Origin of the sequence: Rossellomorea sp. SC111, from assembly GCF_024733565.1 — a bacterium.
GTDB lineage: Bacteria > Bacillota > Bacilli > Bacillales > Bacillaceae_B > Rossellomorea.
Genome location: NZ_JANIOC010000001.1, coordinates 362,712 through 379,195 on the forward strand (window position 1 = coordinate 362,712; position 16,484 = coordinate 379,195).

Genomic DNA, 16,484 nt, shown 5'->3' on the forward strand with positions numbered 1-16,484 from the left:
TATTATTTTGTCGCTGTCATTTTATTATGAATGTAGCTTCCGATGAATCGTGCACCCAGATTGAAAATCAAGACACATAGGATCAGAACAGCTGATGCACCGGCAGCTTTTTCGTCTACATCGGGAATCAATCCTTGGGTATTGACAGACCAGATGTGAACGGCAAGGGTTTCAGCCGGTCTGAAAAGATTTAAAGGTGATGTAGGCGAAACTGGATTCCAATCCAAATAGTTCAATCTCGGAGTCGACAGGCCGGCTGTGAACAATAAGGCAGCTGCCTCACCGAATACACGACCCGATGCCAGGATGGCTCCTGTCAAAATAGATGGGAACGCACCAGGGATGAGCACGGTTTTCACTGTATGCCAATTGGTGATCCCAAGAGCAAGGCTCGCTTCTTTCAACTCACGTGGGACGCCTTTGATGGCATCTTCACTAACACGAACCAATACAGGAAGATTAAATACCGTAAGAGCAAGGGCTCCACCTATAATGGTATATCCCCAACCCGTTGTATTTACGAACACCAATAGTCCAAACATTCCGATGACGATAGATGGCAATGAGGCCAATACTTCAATACATGAACGGATGGTATTCGTAATCTTACCTGGCTTAGCGTATTCAGCCATGTAGATGCCACCGCCGACACCTAGAGGAACCGTTATGATCATCGTGATGATCAGGATATAGAATGAATTGAATAATTGATCACGAATTCCTCCTCCCGCACGGACTGCACTGGATGGAGTGGTCAGAAAATCCCAAGTTACATAAGGGAGACCCTTCACTAAAATATATGAAAATAGAGCCACTAAAAGCGCGATTATGACTGTTGCTATTCCAATGAAAACACCTGTGGCGATCTTGTCTGCTCTCTTACTATTCATTAGACTTTCCTCCTCGATGATAAGTAGCGGATTAATAAGATAAATATGAATGACATGATTAATAGAATGAGGCCCATCGACCAAAGCGTGTTGTTCTCTACGCTTCCATAAGTGGTATGTCCCATATTTAACGTAATGATCGTTGTCAACGTTGCCGACGCATCTACTATACTTTGAGGAAGATCTCTCGTGTTTCCTATTACCATCTGAACCGCTAACGCCTCACCAAAGGCTCTGGCCATACCTAATACCACTGCTGTTAATAAAGTTGGTAAAGCAGCAGGAATCAACACTTTTCTAATCGTTTGCCATCTTGTTGCCCCTAATGCATATGATCCATCACGCAGGCTTTTTGGCAAAGAGCTCATAGCATCAGTGGCAATAGTTGTGATGGTGGGCAGAATCATCACGGATAATACAATCATTCCGGCCAATAATGAAAATCCGATACCGGATGTATGGTTACGAATGAATGGAACTAATACTGTAAGCCCTATAAATCCATAAACAACGGAAGGAATTCCGACAAGGAGTTCTACAATCGGCTGCATGATTTTTCTTCCCCATGATGGAGCGATATCCGTCATAAAGATAGCCGCTCCGATACCAAGCGGTGCTGCAATTAATGCAGAAAGAATCGTAACCGCAAAGGACCCGAAAATGAACGGAAGAGCACCATACAACGGGTTCTCCCCTGTGGGACTCCAATCTGGACTGGTTAAGAACTCAATTGGACTTACACCATTTTTAATAAATGACTGCAACCCCTTTGATGTTAAGAAAATTGTGATTGATAGTGTTGCCACAATCATGATGACTGCACTTAGCGTCACTAAAAATCTTCCCTTAAATTCACCGTTCATCCAAGATCTATTACTTTTGATCAGCCTCTTTGAGGCAGGTAGCTTGTTTTCCATATCCATAAACACCCCTAAATACGAGATAATAGGGTAAATGCCCTTTCGCATCTACCCTATCAATTTATTTAATTACCTCTTGAATTACTTCTTTGTTTGTTTACCTTCAGCGTCACGTTCTACTTCCATCTTTGTAGAAGCGATGTAACCTTGATCTTTCAGTAAACCAGTTTGTACATCTTCACTCATCATGTAATCAAGGAATGTTTTAGCTAAACCTTCAGCTTCACCTTTAGTGTAAGAGTGTTGATAAGCCCAAATTGGGAAGTCACCTTTTTGTACGTTTTCATCAGTTGCTTTAACACCATCAATTGCGAGTGGAGTTACGCTGTCATCCGTGAAGTAAGAGAAAGCAAGGTAACCGATTGCCCCTTCTGTTTCACTGATGATTTTCTTTACAGTGTTTGATGAATCTTCAGTGATTCCTTCGGCAGGTGTTTCTCCATCAAGACCGAATTTTACGAATGTTGCACGAGTACCAGAAGAATCAGGACGGTTTACAAGAGTGATCTTTTGATCTTTACCACCAAGTTCTTTCCAGTTTTTGATTTCACCAGTAAATACTTTTTTAAGATCTTCTTTAGAAATGTCTTCAATACCAACATTAGGATTAACTGCAGCTGTCATTCCTACAACCGCTACTTTATGGTCAACTAACTCGTCCGCTGGGATTCCTTCTTTTTCTTCAGCGAATACGTCCGAGTTACCGATTTGAACTGATCCTTCAGAAACCTGGGATAATCCAGTACCAGATCCACCAGCGTTCACTTGAATGTCTGCATCCGGATTTTCTGCCATGAATTCTTCAGCTGCTGCTGCAACAAGTGGTTGCATTGCAGAAGAACCTGAAACTACGATTGAACCTGAAGCTGTTTCTGAACCTTCTTTATCATCTCCAGCATTTTCATCTGTGCTTCCGTTTCCACAAGCAGCTGCGAATGCAACCAGCATTGCGATAATTAAAAGCAGACCGTATTTCTTGAAGTTCTTCATTCTTTAATTCCCCCTAAGATATTGGTTGTTTTGTCCTACGAGTACTAGATTAATAGATGAGTGTTAATGGTGTTTTAATCGTTTGTAAAGGTTTTGTAAATTCGACATTTTCCTTCATGATTCCGCGGTTCATAAAAGCCTAAAACCCTTATTATCACTAGTATTGTGTAATGATCGATGAATTATGTACAAACATCAAAAAATGTGTTTTTTTTGTGATTTTATAAAGTCGCTCACTCTGCATTTCATTAATACACAATAAAAAAGCTGATTTATGGAACGAATTTCCCATAAATCAGCTTTTATATCAGTTATTCTCTTCTCTTTCCTCTTGCATCTGTTCTTCTGCCTCTTCAGCATTCTCCACCTTTTTGTTCACTGAAGTGGGATCTTTCACTTCTTCCGCACGTTTCTTCTTTAATTCGAAGTACTTATCCATCACCCGTCTGGAGATGTACTTATTCACGTATGGATCGGCGACTCCGCTTGCCTGGATATGAGATGCTGGAACCACAGTCGCATACGCCACCTCTGGATTATCATATGGCGCATAGCCAATCAACGTGGTGTTATAGCTTAGTTCCCCGTCGATATATGTCTCGGCTGTACCGGATTTACCCGCAGCATTATACGGTGCGTCATGAAATATATAACCCGTTCCTTCAGGGTTATGGTAAACGCGATAGAAACCTTTCTGGACATGTTCGATCTGTTCCTGCGTCGCATCGATGCGATTCAGTACATTCGTCTCTTTCTCGAAAAGGATGGGACCAAGGCTTTCCTTCTCATTGGTCGGTTCTCTTATTTCCTTCATAATGTGAGGCTGTACACGGTAACCGTCGTTCGCGATCGTGGAAACATATTGTGCCAGCTGCATGGTTGTGTACGTATCAAACTGACCAATCGCCAAATCCAGTAAGAAACCAGGATCTGTCTTGGTACCTGTAAGACCGGCCGATTCGCCCGGCAGGTCGATACCTGTCGGGACACCCAATCCAAATTGAGCGTAGTGGTTTCTGAACACATCGAACGCTTGCGGGTTGTTCACGATTGGCTCATTCGGTACATACCGGCCACCCGCAATTTTCAAGGCAACCTTCCACATGTAGGCGTTGGAGGATTTCTCCAATGCGTATAAATCGGTCATAGGGATTTGCTGGTATTTATTGAACCAGGAGGTTTTCGGATTAGTCCCTTTGATTCGTAACGGCTCATCGATCAGAACCTCACCCGGCGTCAGTTTACCGGTCATATATCCGGTTAATACGGTTGCACCTTTTACTACTGAACCTACTTCATAAGAAGAAGTGAAGGTTCCTAGAGCGGCATCACGCATTTCGTACTTGCCCGTCTCAGGATTCTTGACATATTGTTTACCCGCCATGGCCAGAATCTCACCTGTATTCGGATCGATCATGACGACATATGCACGATCCAGGTCAGGTGATGCGTTGCGATGGACAATCTGTTTGCTTAATTCTTCTTCGATGATTTTTTCGATTTCACGCTGGAGTTCCATATCGATGGTAAGGACGATATCCTTGCCTCGCTGACCCTGTTGAACAAGGACGGATTCCAGCACACTTCCGCCTTTGGTTACGTTCTTGATTTGTTCCTTTTGTCCTTGAAGAACGTCTTCATATTCAAGTTCCACATAGCTCTTACCAACCCGATCATTCCGGTTATAATCCTGGGCTAAATAGGAATCCACCAAATTCTTTGGCAATCCTTCCCGTGAAGAGGACACGTTCCCTAAAATGGTTCGTAACGTATCATCAAATACGTAGGAACGCTTCCAGTCTGTCGTTGTGTTGACACCTGGGAGTTCACTCAGATGCTCACTGACTGTTGCGAATTCCTGAGGCGTGACCCCTTCATTTTTCACAATCTGTGGATTCAGCGCATAACCACTGGAGAACTCACGGTAAATGGCGATGATCTCCAGGTCATTTTCAGTCAGGGAACCAAGTTCTTTCTCGGTAATCCGGTCGAGTCTCATTTGATACACTTTTTTATTCACGTCATCTTCAGACAGTTCTTCATTGCTTTGGAGTTTTTTGACTTCCCCGTCCGAGACTTTTGCATCGGCTGCTTCAGGATGCTTAATGATCCAATAATCCTTTTTGTCCCGTTCCGTCACGTCCCCCGTATCTTTTTCGATGAACTTGGAAAGCTTGGACGCGACATCGATCATTTCTTCAATCTTCGTATTATTTGCACGGGTATACGTGATGGCATTGAGCGGAATATTATCGACGATCACATTCCCGTACCGGTCATACATCTTCCCTCGAGGTACACCTGTATTGACCACGACGTCTTCCGTTCTTTCCACTTCTTTTTTATAGCTCTCCCCATTCACGATCTGAACAAGGCCAAGTCTAAGTACAAGAAGGGAAAATAATAAGAACACGGCAAAAAACAGCAGATTCATCCTGACGGGAACATGCGTCTTTCTTTTTCTCTTATTTTTTTTCAAGTCTTCCAACCCTTCCTCTATGTATAAATCTCTCTATGCTCTGTTATGTTCCTGGTTGAATAACAAGGAGGGAACAGAATCATCTTTATCCTCTCCCCTTATTTTATAGAATATTACAAGGATAATCTAGCCATAAGTAAAGAGAGGAAATCTTTCCCTCTCTTTGTATTAAGTCCCTTATAAAGGCAACACGACTTTCCGTACAAATAAATAAATCAAGGTGTGCCCTGCCCCAAGTATCAATAAGAGGATCGGGATGCTCTCTTCCTGATTAAAGAAAGTCACGGCAACGATGAATGCAAGAACAGAGACGATCCTTCCCAGATTCAAGAAGATTTCTCTAACGACAATGTACTCGATTCTCATTTCAGCTGCATTCCATCCTGTACCGATCACATCATATGTCATAGAAATATAAGGCACCAGCAGGATGGGATAAGCAATCGCGATGACCCCTGCATAAAGCAATAATTTCGTATACGTGACATCAAACACAATCAGGAATATGGCCAGGTAAAGAAGGATCCCACCGATTAGGATGGCACGTTTTCTCAGGTTTTTCTTAATGACCCGGGAAGCGACATAATATCCTACAAAGGCAATGCCAGAGTTGATCAAGCCAAAGGTACCGATGGCAAATTCACTTCCCGTACTGATGAAGACAAACACTGAAATGATAAAAATGAAGGTTCCTTCCCTCAGTCCCTGGAAAAAGTGGGCATTTGTAATGAAGCGCCAATTGTGATTGTGCTTTCGTTCCTCCAGGATCCTGAGGAATAGATAGCGTCCGGATGCGGGCCTCCTCTTAAGAAAGAAGCTCATAATAACCGCGATGGAAAAAAGCAAAAGAGAGATTCCAAATACAATGGTATAACCCTTAAAGGAAGCAAATCTTGAAATGATGAAACCGGCAAGGATCGGCCCGATCATTCCCCCTGCTGAAGTCAGAGTACCAAGGAAGCCATTGAAGAAATCCCTTGTTTCCGGTTCGGTGATTTCGAAAGTCAGCACATTGAAGGCTAACCAATAGAAACCATACCCGATCCCGAGTAAAGCTCCCAACACGACAAGATAATCTTCTGCCGATTCTCCGAATGCCAATACGGATATGTAAAAGAGAGCCAAAAAAATAACACCGAAGCGTAATACAATCACCCGGTCCACTTTCTTTGCCAACCTTCCAGCTAAAATAAATGTCAGGGGCTGAAAGATGACAACGGTTAAATTATAGACACCCAAATCAATGAATTCACCTGACTGTTTCCATAAGTATATGTTCACAAATGTGTTTGAGAGGGCAATACTCAAGGAGTATAACCCCCCGATCAACAGGAGCAAAGTCAGATCTTTCGTTAAATCAATATCACCTAATATCTTTTTAAAGCTGCTCATGTGAAAAACTCCCCTTTAACGTACCCCTATCTTGTGAAAAAGGGAAGAAACTTATACAAAAAAAAGAGAGGTTCCAGAAAGAACCTCTCTTCTCATATTAATAAAATTACTTAGCAGCAGAATAACGCTTCGCTACTTCATCCCAGTTTACAACGTTCCAGAATGAACTGATGTAATCAGGACGACGGTTTTGATAGTTCAGGTAGTAAGCATGTTCCCAAACATCAAGACCTAATACAGGTGTTTTCCCTTCCATTAATGGACTGTCCTGGTTTGGTGTACTTGTTACTTCTAATTCACCGTTGTTTACTACAAGCCAAGCCCAGCCTGAGCCAAAGCGAGTTGCAGCAGCGTTTGCGAATTCTTCTTTAAATGAATCGAAGCTTCCGAATTTGGAAGAGATGGCATCTGCCAATTCTCCAGATGGAGCGCCTCCACCATTCGGTGATAATACCGTCCAGAATAGAGAGTGATTAGCGTGACCGCCACCGTTATTGCGAACTGCAGTACGAGCACCTTCAGGAACAGCGTCTAAGTTAGAAACAAGATCTTCAATGGATTTGCTTAATAAATCGTCGTGTCCTTGAAGTGCATCATTTACTTTCGTCACGTATGCGTTATGGTGTTTTGTGTGATGAATGTTCATTGTTTCCTTGTCGATATGAGGTTCTAATGCATCATATGCGTAAGGTAATTGCGGTAATTCGTAAGCCATTATAAATTCCTCCCTATGTATAGTTACCTGAACATCTATATTCAGGCCGTTTCAGTATAAGATTACCAAAACTACTATATCTGTTCAAATATTTTGCCTTCAATCTCTGACTTTTTTCTTACAAGAAATAAAATACCCTATTTTCTGATGACTAGTCATTTGAATATTTTTTTGTAATTTTTCTAATTAGTGAGTGGTGGTTGATCTCTTATATGCTTATCCTTTAAGTATGAAAATAGCGGATTAAATAACCCAAAAGAAATAGATGGCCATAATAATTTGAATGGATCCTTTTGTGAATACGCTCGAAATAAAGCCTATCATGGATCCTATTCCCACTTTAACTGCAGTCTTCAGGTTGGACCGATGGACGACCCACTCTCCTATGACTGCTCCGAGGAAGGGACCGATCAATATTCCTGCGACAGGAATGACGAATGGACCGATGAGCAGCCCGATCGTGCTTCCCCAAATACCTGCCTTCGAGCCTCCGAACTTTTTGACACCGATCAGGTTCGCCATATAATCGGCACCGAACAAGAGGGCAACAAACAGAATCTGCACAGTCCAGAACAACCAGCTGAAGGGTTCAAAGCTGAAAAACACCCCGTACAACAGAAAGCTGCCTACCAAAAAGATGACACTTGGCAAGATCGGGTACACAAGCCCGACAAAAGATAAAATCATGAGTATGATAATGATACTCCAATAAACGATTTCCACGTTTCAACACCCCCTTTTGAGTATAAAAAAATCTGACCCCTTTGACAAATTCCAAAGAGGTCAGGAAGGAAATTTATTCTACACCCAATACTGCTTCTGCAATATTGACGGCATGATCTCCAATACGTTCTAAATTACTGATGATATCTACGTACACGATGCCTGCTTGTCCCGAACATTTTCCTTCGTTCAGACGCAGGATATGCTGCTTGCGGAGCTTACGTTCCATTTTATCGATCTGATCTTCCTTCTCAGCCACTTCTCTTGCAATTTCAGTGTCGTTCAAATCCAAAGATTTGATCGCTTTTTCCACTGTTTCAATTGTCAGATTGAACATGACTTCAAGATCGGCCATGGCATCATCGGTGATCTTCACTTTGTTGGCTTGTTGGTATTCAACTAACTCAACAATGTTTTCAAAATGATCACCCACGCGTTCGATGTCCCGAACCGTATCCATCAGGATTGAATGGCGCTCAGATTCAGATTCCGATAGGGAAGCAGACGATAGGTCGACAAGATAATTCGTGATTTTCTTATCAAGATTATTGATGGCACCTTCTATTTGATAAGCTGCTTCTGAATTCTTCGAGCTCTTTGACTTTAGGAACTCATTTGTTTCCTGTAATCCCTTAACGGCAAACGTCCCCATGCGGAGAACTTCTTCTTTCGCCTGACCCAACGCGATGGATGGCGATTGTTCGATGAATACAGGATCCAGGTGTTTGGAATTATAATCAACGATAGCGTCCTGACCCGGTATCAACTTCGTTACAATCAGCGCCAATACGGCAATAAACGGAAATTGAATAATGGTATTCGTTATATTAAAAGTACCATGAGCAAATGCAATGGTCATAGGCTCATTCAGGTTGAATGTAGTTTGTAGAAAGATGACAAACTTAGAGAAGAACGGCAATATGATCAAGAATATCGTTGTTCCGATTAAATTAAAGAGCACATGTACCGCCGCAGCACGCCTTGCAGCGACTGATGCACCCAGTGCAGCCAATACGGCTGTGATGGTTGTACCGATGTTATCCCCGAATAATATCGGAAGGCCCGCTTGTAAATCAACCAGGTTTGAACTGTACAGCTCCTGAAGAATACCGATCGTTGCAGATGAACTTTGTACGACCACGGTGAACAATGTACCGACTACCACTCCAAGAATCGGGTTATCACTCATACTGACGGTCAAATCATGGAATGCTTCCAGTGAGCGTAGAGGTTTCATTCCTCCGCCCATCAGCTCAAGCCCATAGAATAAGGCACCGAAGCCAAAGATCATCTGTCCAAGATTATGGACTTTTTTATTCTTAAAGAAGAATAATAAGATGGTACCTACGGCAATAATCGGAAGGGCATACTCCCCAACGTCAACACCAATGATGAAGGCCGTCACCGTCGTCCCGATGTTCGCACCCATGATGACACCGATTGCTTGTCTGAGGGTCATGAAACCAGCACTTACCAGTCCGACAACGATGACCGTCGTACCACTACTCGACTGGATCAGGACTGTGACAAAAACACCTGCCAGCACTCCCATGAACGGATTGGTCGTGAACTTATCAAGGATTTCCTTGAGGCGTTCACCCGCTGACTTCTGAAGTCCATCCCCCATATACTTTATCCCGAAGAGGAAAATACCTAGTCCTCCAAAGAACTGAAACAACATTTCCTGCCAATTTAATTCCATTTTTTCAACCCCTACATATATTTTCGACATTAAACAACAAAAACCCCATATCATTTTTAATATATTACGGAGCATACGTAAATACTTTTTACCCCGAATTTACAATAGGTTAATAAAAGTCGACTTTTATTACATTTTCATTACAAATGATATTAATTCTAAATTATTTTCTAAGTCCTTACTTGATGAAGCATGAAGACAAGCTTAAAATAGATAGGGTATGCACGAAAGGAGAAAAAAACGAAATGAATATATTTCAGCAATTGTATAAAAGTATCTATTCCCCAAAAGATATTGCAAAATTCCGTTTCCAGGGAATTGGTAAGACGATCCGCTTCATTTTTTTGCTTGCTCTTATATCCATCATTCCTGTGGCCGTACAATTTGTATCGTTCGCAACAAGTGCCCTTGATACGTTAAGAGTTTCCGTGGATAAAGAACTGCCATCGTTTTCGATCGAGAATGGCACCTTATCTTCTGACCAGTCTGAGCCTGTGATCCTTGAGAAAGAAGGTATGACGATCATCTTAGATGAGACGGGTCAAGTGAAAGAAGGTGACCTTGACAGGAATGAAGATACAGTTGCCTTCCTTAAGAATGACTTCGTGGTCATTAGCCAGGGACATGCTCAATCCTCATCTTATACGTTGTTTGGTGATAGCACTGTAACAGAGGATGAGTTACTCGGCATCCTGAATTCACTCAAAGATCTGAAATGGATATTGATCCCTGTGGCATTAAGCATTCTTTATGTGTTCACCTCCGGAATGACATTCTTAAAAGTAACCATTTTCGCCCTCATCGGTGTTACCTTTGCCAATGTTCTGAAACGAAATCTACCATACCGCCAAAGCTTTCGGATCACTGCTTATTCTGCTACGGTTTCTACCGTATTTTTTACCCTAATGGAATTATTACAAACCAGGATTCCCGCTGCTCCAATATTGGACTGGTTTGTCATTACCGTCTTCTTATATTTAGTAGTGAAAGAAATCCCTCAAAGGAAAATACGCCGTTAAACAAAGTCCCCGTGTCCACTTGACGGGGACTTTGTTTAAGGTTCTATTAAATTTTCAGTACGTACCTCCCCTTTTGTCCGTATAGAAAGAAAAGCAAATAGGAGGATATTCACCAATGTGAATCCAAATGTGATGATATGCATTTGTGTTGGATCCTGCCTCCACACGCCAAAGGCAACAGGACCCAAAGCCACACCTCCGAATCTTACAGCACCATAAAGACTGACAACCATCCCCCTCTCTTGTTCAGATACGCTTCCAGTTATGAAGGTATTGATGACAGGAAGCATCAACCCTAATCCCCCAAAGCTTATGGTGAGAAAAAACATCAGTGATCCCAATGAAGAAAAAAAGATCAATAATCCTAAAGGGATGCTCATCGTGATTAGCCCACATTTCAAGTAGGTCCAACCCAAATCCTCATCGGTCTTCAACCTTTTTCCGCACCAATACGAACAGATCGTCATCGCGCCAAGGGGGAAAATGAACGAAAACCCTTTGAAAAACCCATCAATATGAAAAGTATTTTCAATATGGTAGGAAAGATAGAAGAGAATGCCGAATAATAAAAATAAGCCAATTCCCCCAATTACATAGAGGGGGATCAGCAGCCTTCCCTTTGACAAAAAAATGGCTGAGAACGCTTTAACATCCAATTTTGGAACGCTTTTTTGGGAATCGACTGTATGTCTCAGACCAACTAAGATCACTAAAGAAATCACTGGGAATACCCAAAAAGACTGATCCCAAAGAACAAGTTGGGCAAGGGTGGCACCAATAAGTGGAGCTGCCACTTTGCCGATACCATTGAAAACCTCCAATGAACCAAGCATCCTTGAGCGCTCCTCCCCTTGATAAAGATCACCGATCAATGCCATAGCGAGGGGCATCGTCCCTGCTGCTCCAACACCTTGCAATCCTCTGCCGAGCATAAAGAGACCAATGAGCCCTCCGTTAAAGATACACAGTATACTTCCAAGAATCATGATCCATAACGAAACGCTGATTAACCGTTTACGCCCATAGCGATCAGACAATATCCCTGCAAAGGGTATGACCCCAGCTGCAGGTATTGTAAATGAACTTAAAATGTATCCGGACCATCTGCTCCCTAAATGCAAATCTGCTTCAATGTCAGGCAGAATGGGAATCAGCATGGAATTTCCCAGTACCATGAGTATGGGCAGTAAACCGATCACAAATGGGAGAAGCTTCTCTCTCATATCAAACAACTCCTTCATTGATCCATTCAGACATCAAACTAATCGGGAGGAAATATAGATGAAAAGAATGGCAATTTTCTTTGGTATTATCATTCTTCTATACAGTGTTTATTATGATTTAAATAAGGGAACCTTACGTCTGCTGTATAAAGAAGCAACCGTCGCCACCTCACAGCCCCTGGTGAATGGGAATCAAAGGGAACTTTCAGAAGAACCTGTTAACAGAGGAGAAGATCCCTCCTCCCTTTCTTACGTGGAAATGGAAGTGAAGCCGGGGGATACCGTATTGAGCCTGGTGGAAGATCTTCTTGATGGGTCCATTCCCGTTTCCATCGACCAGGTGATCACTGACTTTGAAGAATTGAATGATGTCCCCCCGGCCAAGATCCAAATAGGGAAAACCTATAAAATACCGAATTATCAATGACCCTGCCATGTAATAAACACCTATTTCTTGTCATTTTACACAAAACACTGTTACAATAGCTTCGTATTACTTATAATGAAACTTTGAGAACCTTTCTAAAGGAGCGAATTACACTTGAGTGAAATTATACATCGTACAAAAACACGTCCTGTCAAAGTAGGAAATTTAACGATCGGCGGAAATAACGAAGTGGTAATCCAAAGTATGACCACTACCAAAACGCATGATGTTGAAGCAACGGTTAAAGAAATTCACCGTCTGGAAGAAGCAGGTTGCCAGGTCGTACGTGTCGCATGTCCGGATGAACGTGCAGCCGATGCCATTGCTGATATTAAGAAGCAAATCAATATCCCACTTGTTGTCGATATACATTTTGACTATAAATTAGCCCTTAAAGCAATTGAAGGCGGAGCAGATAAAATCCGGATCAACCCGGGGAATATCGGCCGCCGTGAAAAAGTCGAGGCAGTAGTCAAGGCAGCAAAAGAAAAAGGCATTCCGATTCGAATCGGAGTGAACGCAGGGAGCCTTGAAAGAAAAATCCTTGAGAAATACGGATACCCGACAGCTGATGGAATGGTGGAAAGTGCCCTTCACCATATTAAAATCCTTGAAGACCTCGATTTCCATGACATCATCGTTTCCATGAAGGCTTCTGATGTGAATTTAGCCATCGAGGCTTACACGAAAGCTGCGAAAGCATTCGACTACCCGCTTCACCTCGGAATCACAGAGTCAGGTACTCTGTTTGCAGGAACCGTTAAAAGTGCAGCTGGCCTTGGAGCCATCCTAAGTCTTGGGATCGGTAACACGGTCCGGATTTCCCTGAGTGCGGATCCCGTTGAAGAAGTGAAAGTGGCAAGAGAATTACTGAAGTCATTTGGTTTGGCAGCAAATGCAGCTACACTGATTTCGTGCCCGACTTGTGGTCGTATTGAAATCGACTTGATTTCAATCGCCAATGAGGTGGAAGAATACATCTCAACGATTAAAGCACCGATCAAGGTTGCTGTCCTTGGATGTGCCGTGAATGGACCTGGTGAAGCCAGAGAGGCTGACATCGGGATTGCCGGTGCCCGGGGGGAAGGACTCCTATTCCGTAAAGGAAAAACAGTCCGTAAAGTACCTGAAGAGACAATGGTGGAAGAACTGAAGAAAGAAATTGACAAGATTGCTGAAGAATACTTCGCAAAGCAGGAAGCTGAAAAGAAAGAGCAGGAGCAAGTCTAACTCTGTGAATAAAAGAGGACTGATCAATGATCAGCCCTCTTTTTTTGGTTTCCTGAAACGCTCCCAATTTCAAGAAAAACGATTTAGTTTAAAAAAACGGCAGTACAAATAATCCCACGATTATCGATACGGCCCCAATTCCGATTGCCCAGGCACCAAGCATCTCTGCTCCCCTGCGCCTTGCCACAAACCCAAGGACGATCCCCGCTGCCCCCATGATGACCGGGAGAATAAATAAGGAAAGAATGGATAGTGCAAGTGCAGAGTATCCCAACACACGACCTGATGTTGTCGTATCTTCTGCGGCGTCATCTTCAAAGTCGCGGCTCACATTCATTGGAGCAGCAATTTCTGCTGCTGTTTCTTCACGGTAATCATCTCTATTCACATCTGTTTCCGGATTGTCGTAATACACGTCGATATCTTGAAGATTTCGATCAACGCTGTTTAATTCGCGTCGTTCATCACTCATACAGCAATCCCTCACTTTCTGTGTTTGGGAGCCTTCTTATTGTGTGTCAGTTCAGCTATTTTACTATGCTAATCTTTGTCATTTTTGTTATGATCAAATTTTCATCGCTGATATCAAAACCATTGGCATTCGGTATTTGTTGATGTAATCGGTCATTTAGTAATGTTTGTTGGTACTTTCCAGAAACATGTAATAGTTGATTTCCGCTCCAGGTGCTCGCTTTCTGCGGGGTCTCAACTTTCACGCGTTTCCCGCAGGAGTCGAGCACCTTCCGCTCCAATCAACTTTCGAAGCATGTACTCATTAAAAGAATTAAATAGCGACAAATTATAAACAAATGCCTCAATATAGATAAATCACTTGGTTGACACCTTTTAGCTCTGTCACCAAATACTCATAAAGATGGTGAGGGGAACTGCGCAGACTCCTGCGGAAAAACGGGCGTGCTGAGAACCCGGAAGCGAAGCTGAGGAGGCTCGGCGGTTCGTCCGCGGAAAGCGAAGCGGTTCCCCTCACCATCCAGCACACATTATTTGACAGAGCGATGAAACGATATGCCTCTTTAGAAAACAACATTTATTTAAAGGACAGGAATGTGATAAACTTGAAGGAGTTTTTATAAAGGGGAGTATGATAAAGAATGAAACGTTTTGGAATCGATATTGATGGGACGGTTACGTCTCCTGAATCTTTACTGCCTCACATAAATGATCACTTTCAATTGAATTTAACCTTACAGGATATCACCCAATACGAACTGACAAAGGTTTTGGATATATCACCTCAAACCTTTGGAAAATGGTTTAAAGAAGCAGAACCGCTCATCTACAAGGAATCTCCCATTGCTCCCGGCGCAAAAACGATCCTGGACCAATGGAAAGAGAAGCACGAACTTTATTTTATCAGCGCAAGAAGAACCGACCTCATCGAAATTACTAAGAAATGGTTCGATGCACAGGACCTTATGTATCATCATATCGAATTAATTGGATCTCACGATAAAATATCCACTGCTAAAAAACATGAAGTCGACATTTTCTTCGAAGATAAACTCGATAATGCAGTGGCGATATCCGAAGAGTTATCCATCCCGGTTATATTATTTAACACACCTTATAATCAAAAACCGATCCCTGATGGAGTCATTCGCGTGAATGATTGGAAGGAAGCGGATTCCTGGGTACAGCACTGGCTGCAGCAACAGCGTTAATCATAGAAAAAAGCCTCATTCAGAGGCATTTTTCTATACCTTTTTAAACAAGGATTTAAATCGTTCGACGCGCGTCCGATTCACTTTGAAATCATAATACCCAAGGCGTGAACCCGACTTGAAATGCAATAGATGGGTACTTTCATCAATAAATAGCTCCAGGTCATCCTTGAACTTCATCCACTTGGATGTGAAGACCGCATGCACATAATGCGTCCCTTCTTCCTTGATTTCTACATGATCAAATTGATTCAGCGTCTCGAGTATCCTTGCTTTCGTATCTGCCACTTCCCCGCTTACGGGAAGAGGTGCGATCCGGTGGTAAGACGTAAGGTCAATCGTACTCACGCAGTTCTTTTTATTAGTGGGGCAGTGTGTGAAAGGGACCGATTCCATAGCTACATCTCCTCTATATTCTATCTATATACCTATTTTTCCCCTCCTTTATGCAAGGTTAAACACGTTAAAATGTTCGAAAGAAAAAGAGACCCCGAAGGATCCCTATTGACATTGTGGACATTTACCGTAGATTTCAAATTTATGTCCTGATATATCATAGCCTGTTTCAGCTAAATTTTCTTTCAACGCTTCCATGGGACATGTATGGATTTCTTTCGTTTTCCCACAATCCATACAAATGAAATGATGATGATGATGACTTTCACACGTAATCCGAAAATGCCTTTCACTGGATAACTCCGTTTCTTCCAGTATGCCCAGTTCTACGAAAAGGCTTAAATTACGATAAATGGTATCGAAGCTCAGACCGGGGTAATCGGCTTTCATATACTCCAGCACGTCCCTTGCCGTTAAATATTTATTCGAACTTGAAAACAGTTCAAGTAATTGCTGCCGTTTCCCCGTATGCTTATATCCTTTTTCTTTTAACAGATCCATCGCTTCCGTTACATTCATTTTCTACACCTCACCTTTAGAAGAATGACTCGACGACCTCAATTTCTTGATGAGGATCGTCAAGAGGAGAATCAAGATGGCCGTCATGACGATCGTTCCACCGGGAGCAAGATTCAAATAGAAGGCGCTCACTAATCCGACGATGACGGAAATCTCCCCGAATAATAAGGAATATCC

17 protein-coding genes and 1 pseudogene are annotated in these 16,484 nt (G+C 42.5%); 4 read left to right on the forward strand and 14 right to left on the reverse strand.

The genetic code is table 11. The features are described 5' to 3' along the window. Positions 1 to 2: 2 nt before the first annotated feature. The 8 genes from pstA to NQ095_RS01995 all read right to left on the reverse strand — a co-directional run bounded on the left by pstA (position 3) and on the right by NQ095_RS01995 (position 9,811). Entirely contained in the window at positions 3 to 890 is an 888-nt protein-coding gene (pstA, locus tag NQ095_RS01960; protein WP_258261819.1) for a phosphate ABC transporter permease PstA, read from the reverse strand. Next, positions 890 to 1,807 carry a phosphate ABC transporter permease subunit PstC gene (pstC, locus tag NQ095_RS01965; RefSeq protein WP_082386404.1) on the reverse strand — a complete coding sequence of 306 codons (918 nt, stop codon included), beginning with the start codon at positions 1,805 to 1,807 and terminating at the stop codon, positions 890 to 892. Before pstC ends, pstA begins: the two co-directional genes overlap by 1 nt. Positions 1,808 to 1,891: 84 nt before the next feature. Beyond that, a complete protein-coding gene (locus NQ095_RS01970; protein ID WP_258261820.1) occupies positions 1,892 to 2,800 on the reverse strand; it encodes a phosphate ABC transporter substrate-binding protein in 909 nt (302 codons plus the stop codon). Positions 2,801 to 3,107: 307 nt separating this feature from the next. Then, positions 3,108 to 5,300, reverse strand: coding sequence for a peptidoglycan D,D-transpeptidase FtsI family protein (locus tag NQ095_RS01975; RefSeq protein ID WP_375162795.1), 2,193 nt, complete (start codon positions 5,298 to 5,300; stop codon positions 3,108 to 3,110). 156 nt (positions 5,301 to 5,456) lie between these two features. After that, positions 5,457 to 6,671 carry an MFS transporter gene (locus NQ095_RS01980; RefSeq protein ID WP_258261821.1) on the reverse strand — a complete coding sequence of 405 codons (1,215 nt, stop codon included), beginning with the start codon at positions 6,669 to 6,671 and terminating at the stop codon, positions 5,457 to 5,459. Between the two features lie 106 nt (positions 6,672 to 6,777). Then, the gene (locus NQ095_RS01985) at positions 6,778 to 7,386 is read right to left on the reverse strand and encodes a superoxide dismutase (RefSeq protein WP_034757581.1); all 609 of its coding nucleotides are present in this window, start codon (positions 7,384 to 7,386) and stop codon (positions 6,778 to 6,780) included. Between the two features lie 243 nt (positions 7,387 to 7,629). Continuing rightward, positions 7,630 to 8,109 carry a DUF456 domain-containing protein gene (locus NQ095_RS01990; RefSeq protein WP_258261822.1) on the reverse strand — a complete coding sequence of 160 codons (480 nt, stop codon included), beginning with the start codon at positions 8,107 to 8,109 and terminating at the stop codon, positions 7,630 to 7,632. A 73-nt stretch (positions 8,110 to 8,182) separates the two neighbouring features. Next, positions 8,183 to 9,811 (reverse strand): Na/Pi cotransporter family protein, encoded by a 1,629-nt coding sequence (locus tag NQ095_RS01995; RefSeq protein ID WP_258261823.1) that lies wholly within the window; start codon positions 9,809 to 9,811, stop codon positions 8,183 to 8,185. Positions 9,812 to 10,056: 245 nt separating this feature from the next. Between NQ095_RS01995 and NQ095_RS02000 the strand changes: the two genes are divergently transcribed. Beyond that, positions 10,057 to 10,830 carry a DUF1189 domain-containing protein gene (locus NQ095_RS02000; protein WP_258261824.1) on the forward strand — a complete coding sequence of 258 codons (774 nt, stop codon included), beginning with the start codon at positions 10,057 to 10,059 and terminating at the stop codon, positions 10,828 to 10,830. A gap of 35 nt (positions 10,831 to 10,865) precedes the next feature. Here the strand turns inward: NQ095_RS02000 and NQ095_RS02005 are convergent, their stop codons facing one another. Next, the gene (locus tag NQ095_RS02005; RefSeq protein WP_375162792.1) at positions 10,866 to 12,053 is read right to left on the reverse strand and encodes an MFS transporter; all 1,188 of its coding nucleotides are present in this window, start codon (positions 12,051 to 12,053) and stop codon (positions 10,866 to 10,868) included. A gap of 58 nt (positions 12,054 to 12,111) precedes the next feature. On the opposite strand from NQ095_RS02005, the gene NQ095_RS02010 reads away from it, so the two are divergent. Both NQ095_RS02010 and ispG read left to right on the forward strand, forming a co-directional pair. After that, entirely contained in the window at positions 12,112 to 12,480 is a 369-nt protein-coding gene (locus tag NQ095_RS02010) for a hypothetical protein (RefSeq protein ID WP_258261826.1), read from the forward strand. 123 nt (positions 12,481 to 12,603) lie between these two features. Further along, entirely contained in the window at positions 12,604 to 13,710 is a 1,107-nt protein-coding gene (gene ispG / locus NQ095_RS02015; RefSeq protein ID WP_142245354.1) for a flavodoxin-dependent (E)-4-hydroxy-3-methylbut-2-enyl-diphosphate synthase, read from the forward strand. An 88-nt stretch (positions 13,711 to 13,798) separates the two neighbouring features. Here ispG and NQ095_RS02020 read toward each other — a convergent pair whose 3' ends face one another. Further along, on the reverse strand, positions 13,799 to 14,182 hold the full coding sequence (locus tag NQ095_RS02020; protein WP_258261827.1) for a DUF4190 domain-containing protein: 384 nt from the start codon (positions 14,180 to 14,182) through the stop codon (positions 13,799 to 13,801). 342 nt (positions 14,183 to 14,524) lie between these two features. Next, the gene (locus tag NQ095_RS02025) at positions 14,525 to 14,758 is read right to left on the reverse strand and encodes a hypothetical protein (protein ID WP_258261828.1); all 234 of its coding nucleotides are present in this window, start codon (positions 14,756 to 14,758) and stop codon (positions 14,525 to 14,527) included. A gap of 64 nt (positions 14,759 to 14,822) precedes the next feature. Here NQ095_RS02025 and NQ095_RS02030 point away from each other — a divergent pair, with 64 nt between their 5' ends. Continuing rightward, on the forward strand, positions 14,823 to 15,392 hold the full coding sequence (locus NQ095_RS02030; protein WP_258261829.1) for a hypothetical protein: 570 nt from the start codon (positions 14,823 to 14,825) through the stop codon (positions 15,390 to 15,392). A 33-nt stretch (positions 15,393 to 15,425) separates the two neighbouring features. Here NQ095_RS02030 and NQ095_RS02035 read toward each other — a convergent pair whose 3' ends face one another. The 3 genes and pseudogenes from NQ095_RS02035 to NQ095_RS02045 form a co-directional block, all read right to left on the reverse strand. After that, positions 15,426 to 15,788 (reverse strand): DUF1499 domain-containing protein, encoded by a 363-nt coding sequence (locus tag NQ095_RS02035; RefSeq protein WP_258261830.1) that lies wholly within the window; start codon positions 15,786 to 15,788, stop codon positions 15,426 to 15,428. A gap of 105 nt (positions 15,789 to 15,893) precedes the next feature. Beyond that, a complete protein-coding gene (locus NQ095_RS02040) occupies positions 15,894 to 16,307 on the reverse strand; it encodes a Fur family transcriptional regulator (RefSeq protein WP_258261831.1) in 414 nt (137 codons plus the stop codon). 3 nt (positions 16,308 to 16,310) lie between these two features. Continuing rightward, positions 16,311 to 16,484: pseudogene (locus NQ095_RS02045) on the reverse strand (metal ABC transporter permease); the annotation flags it as partial.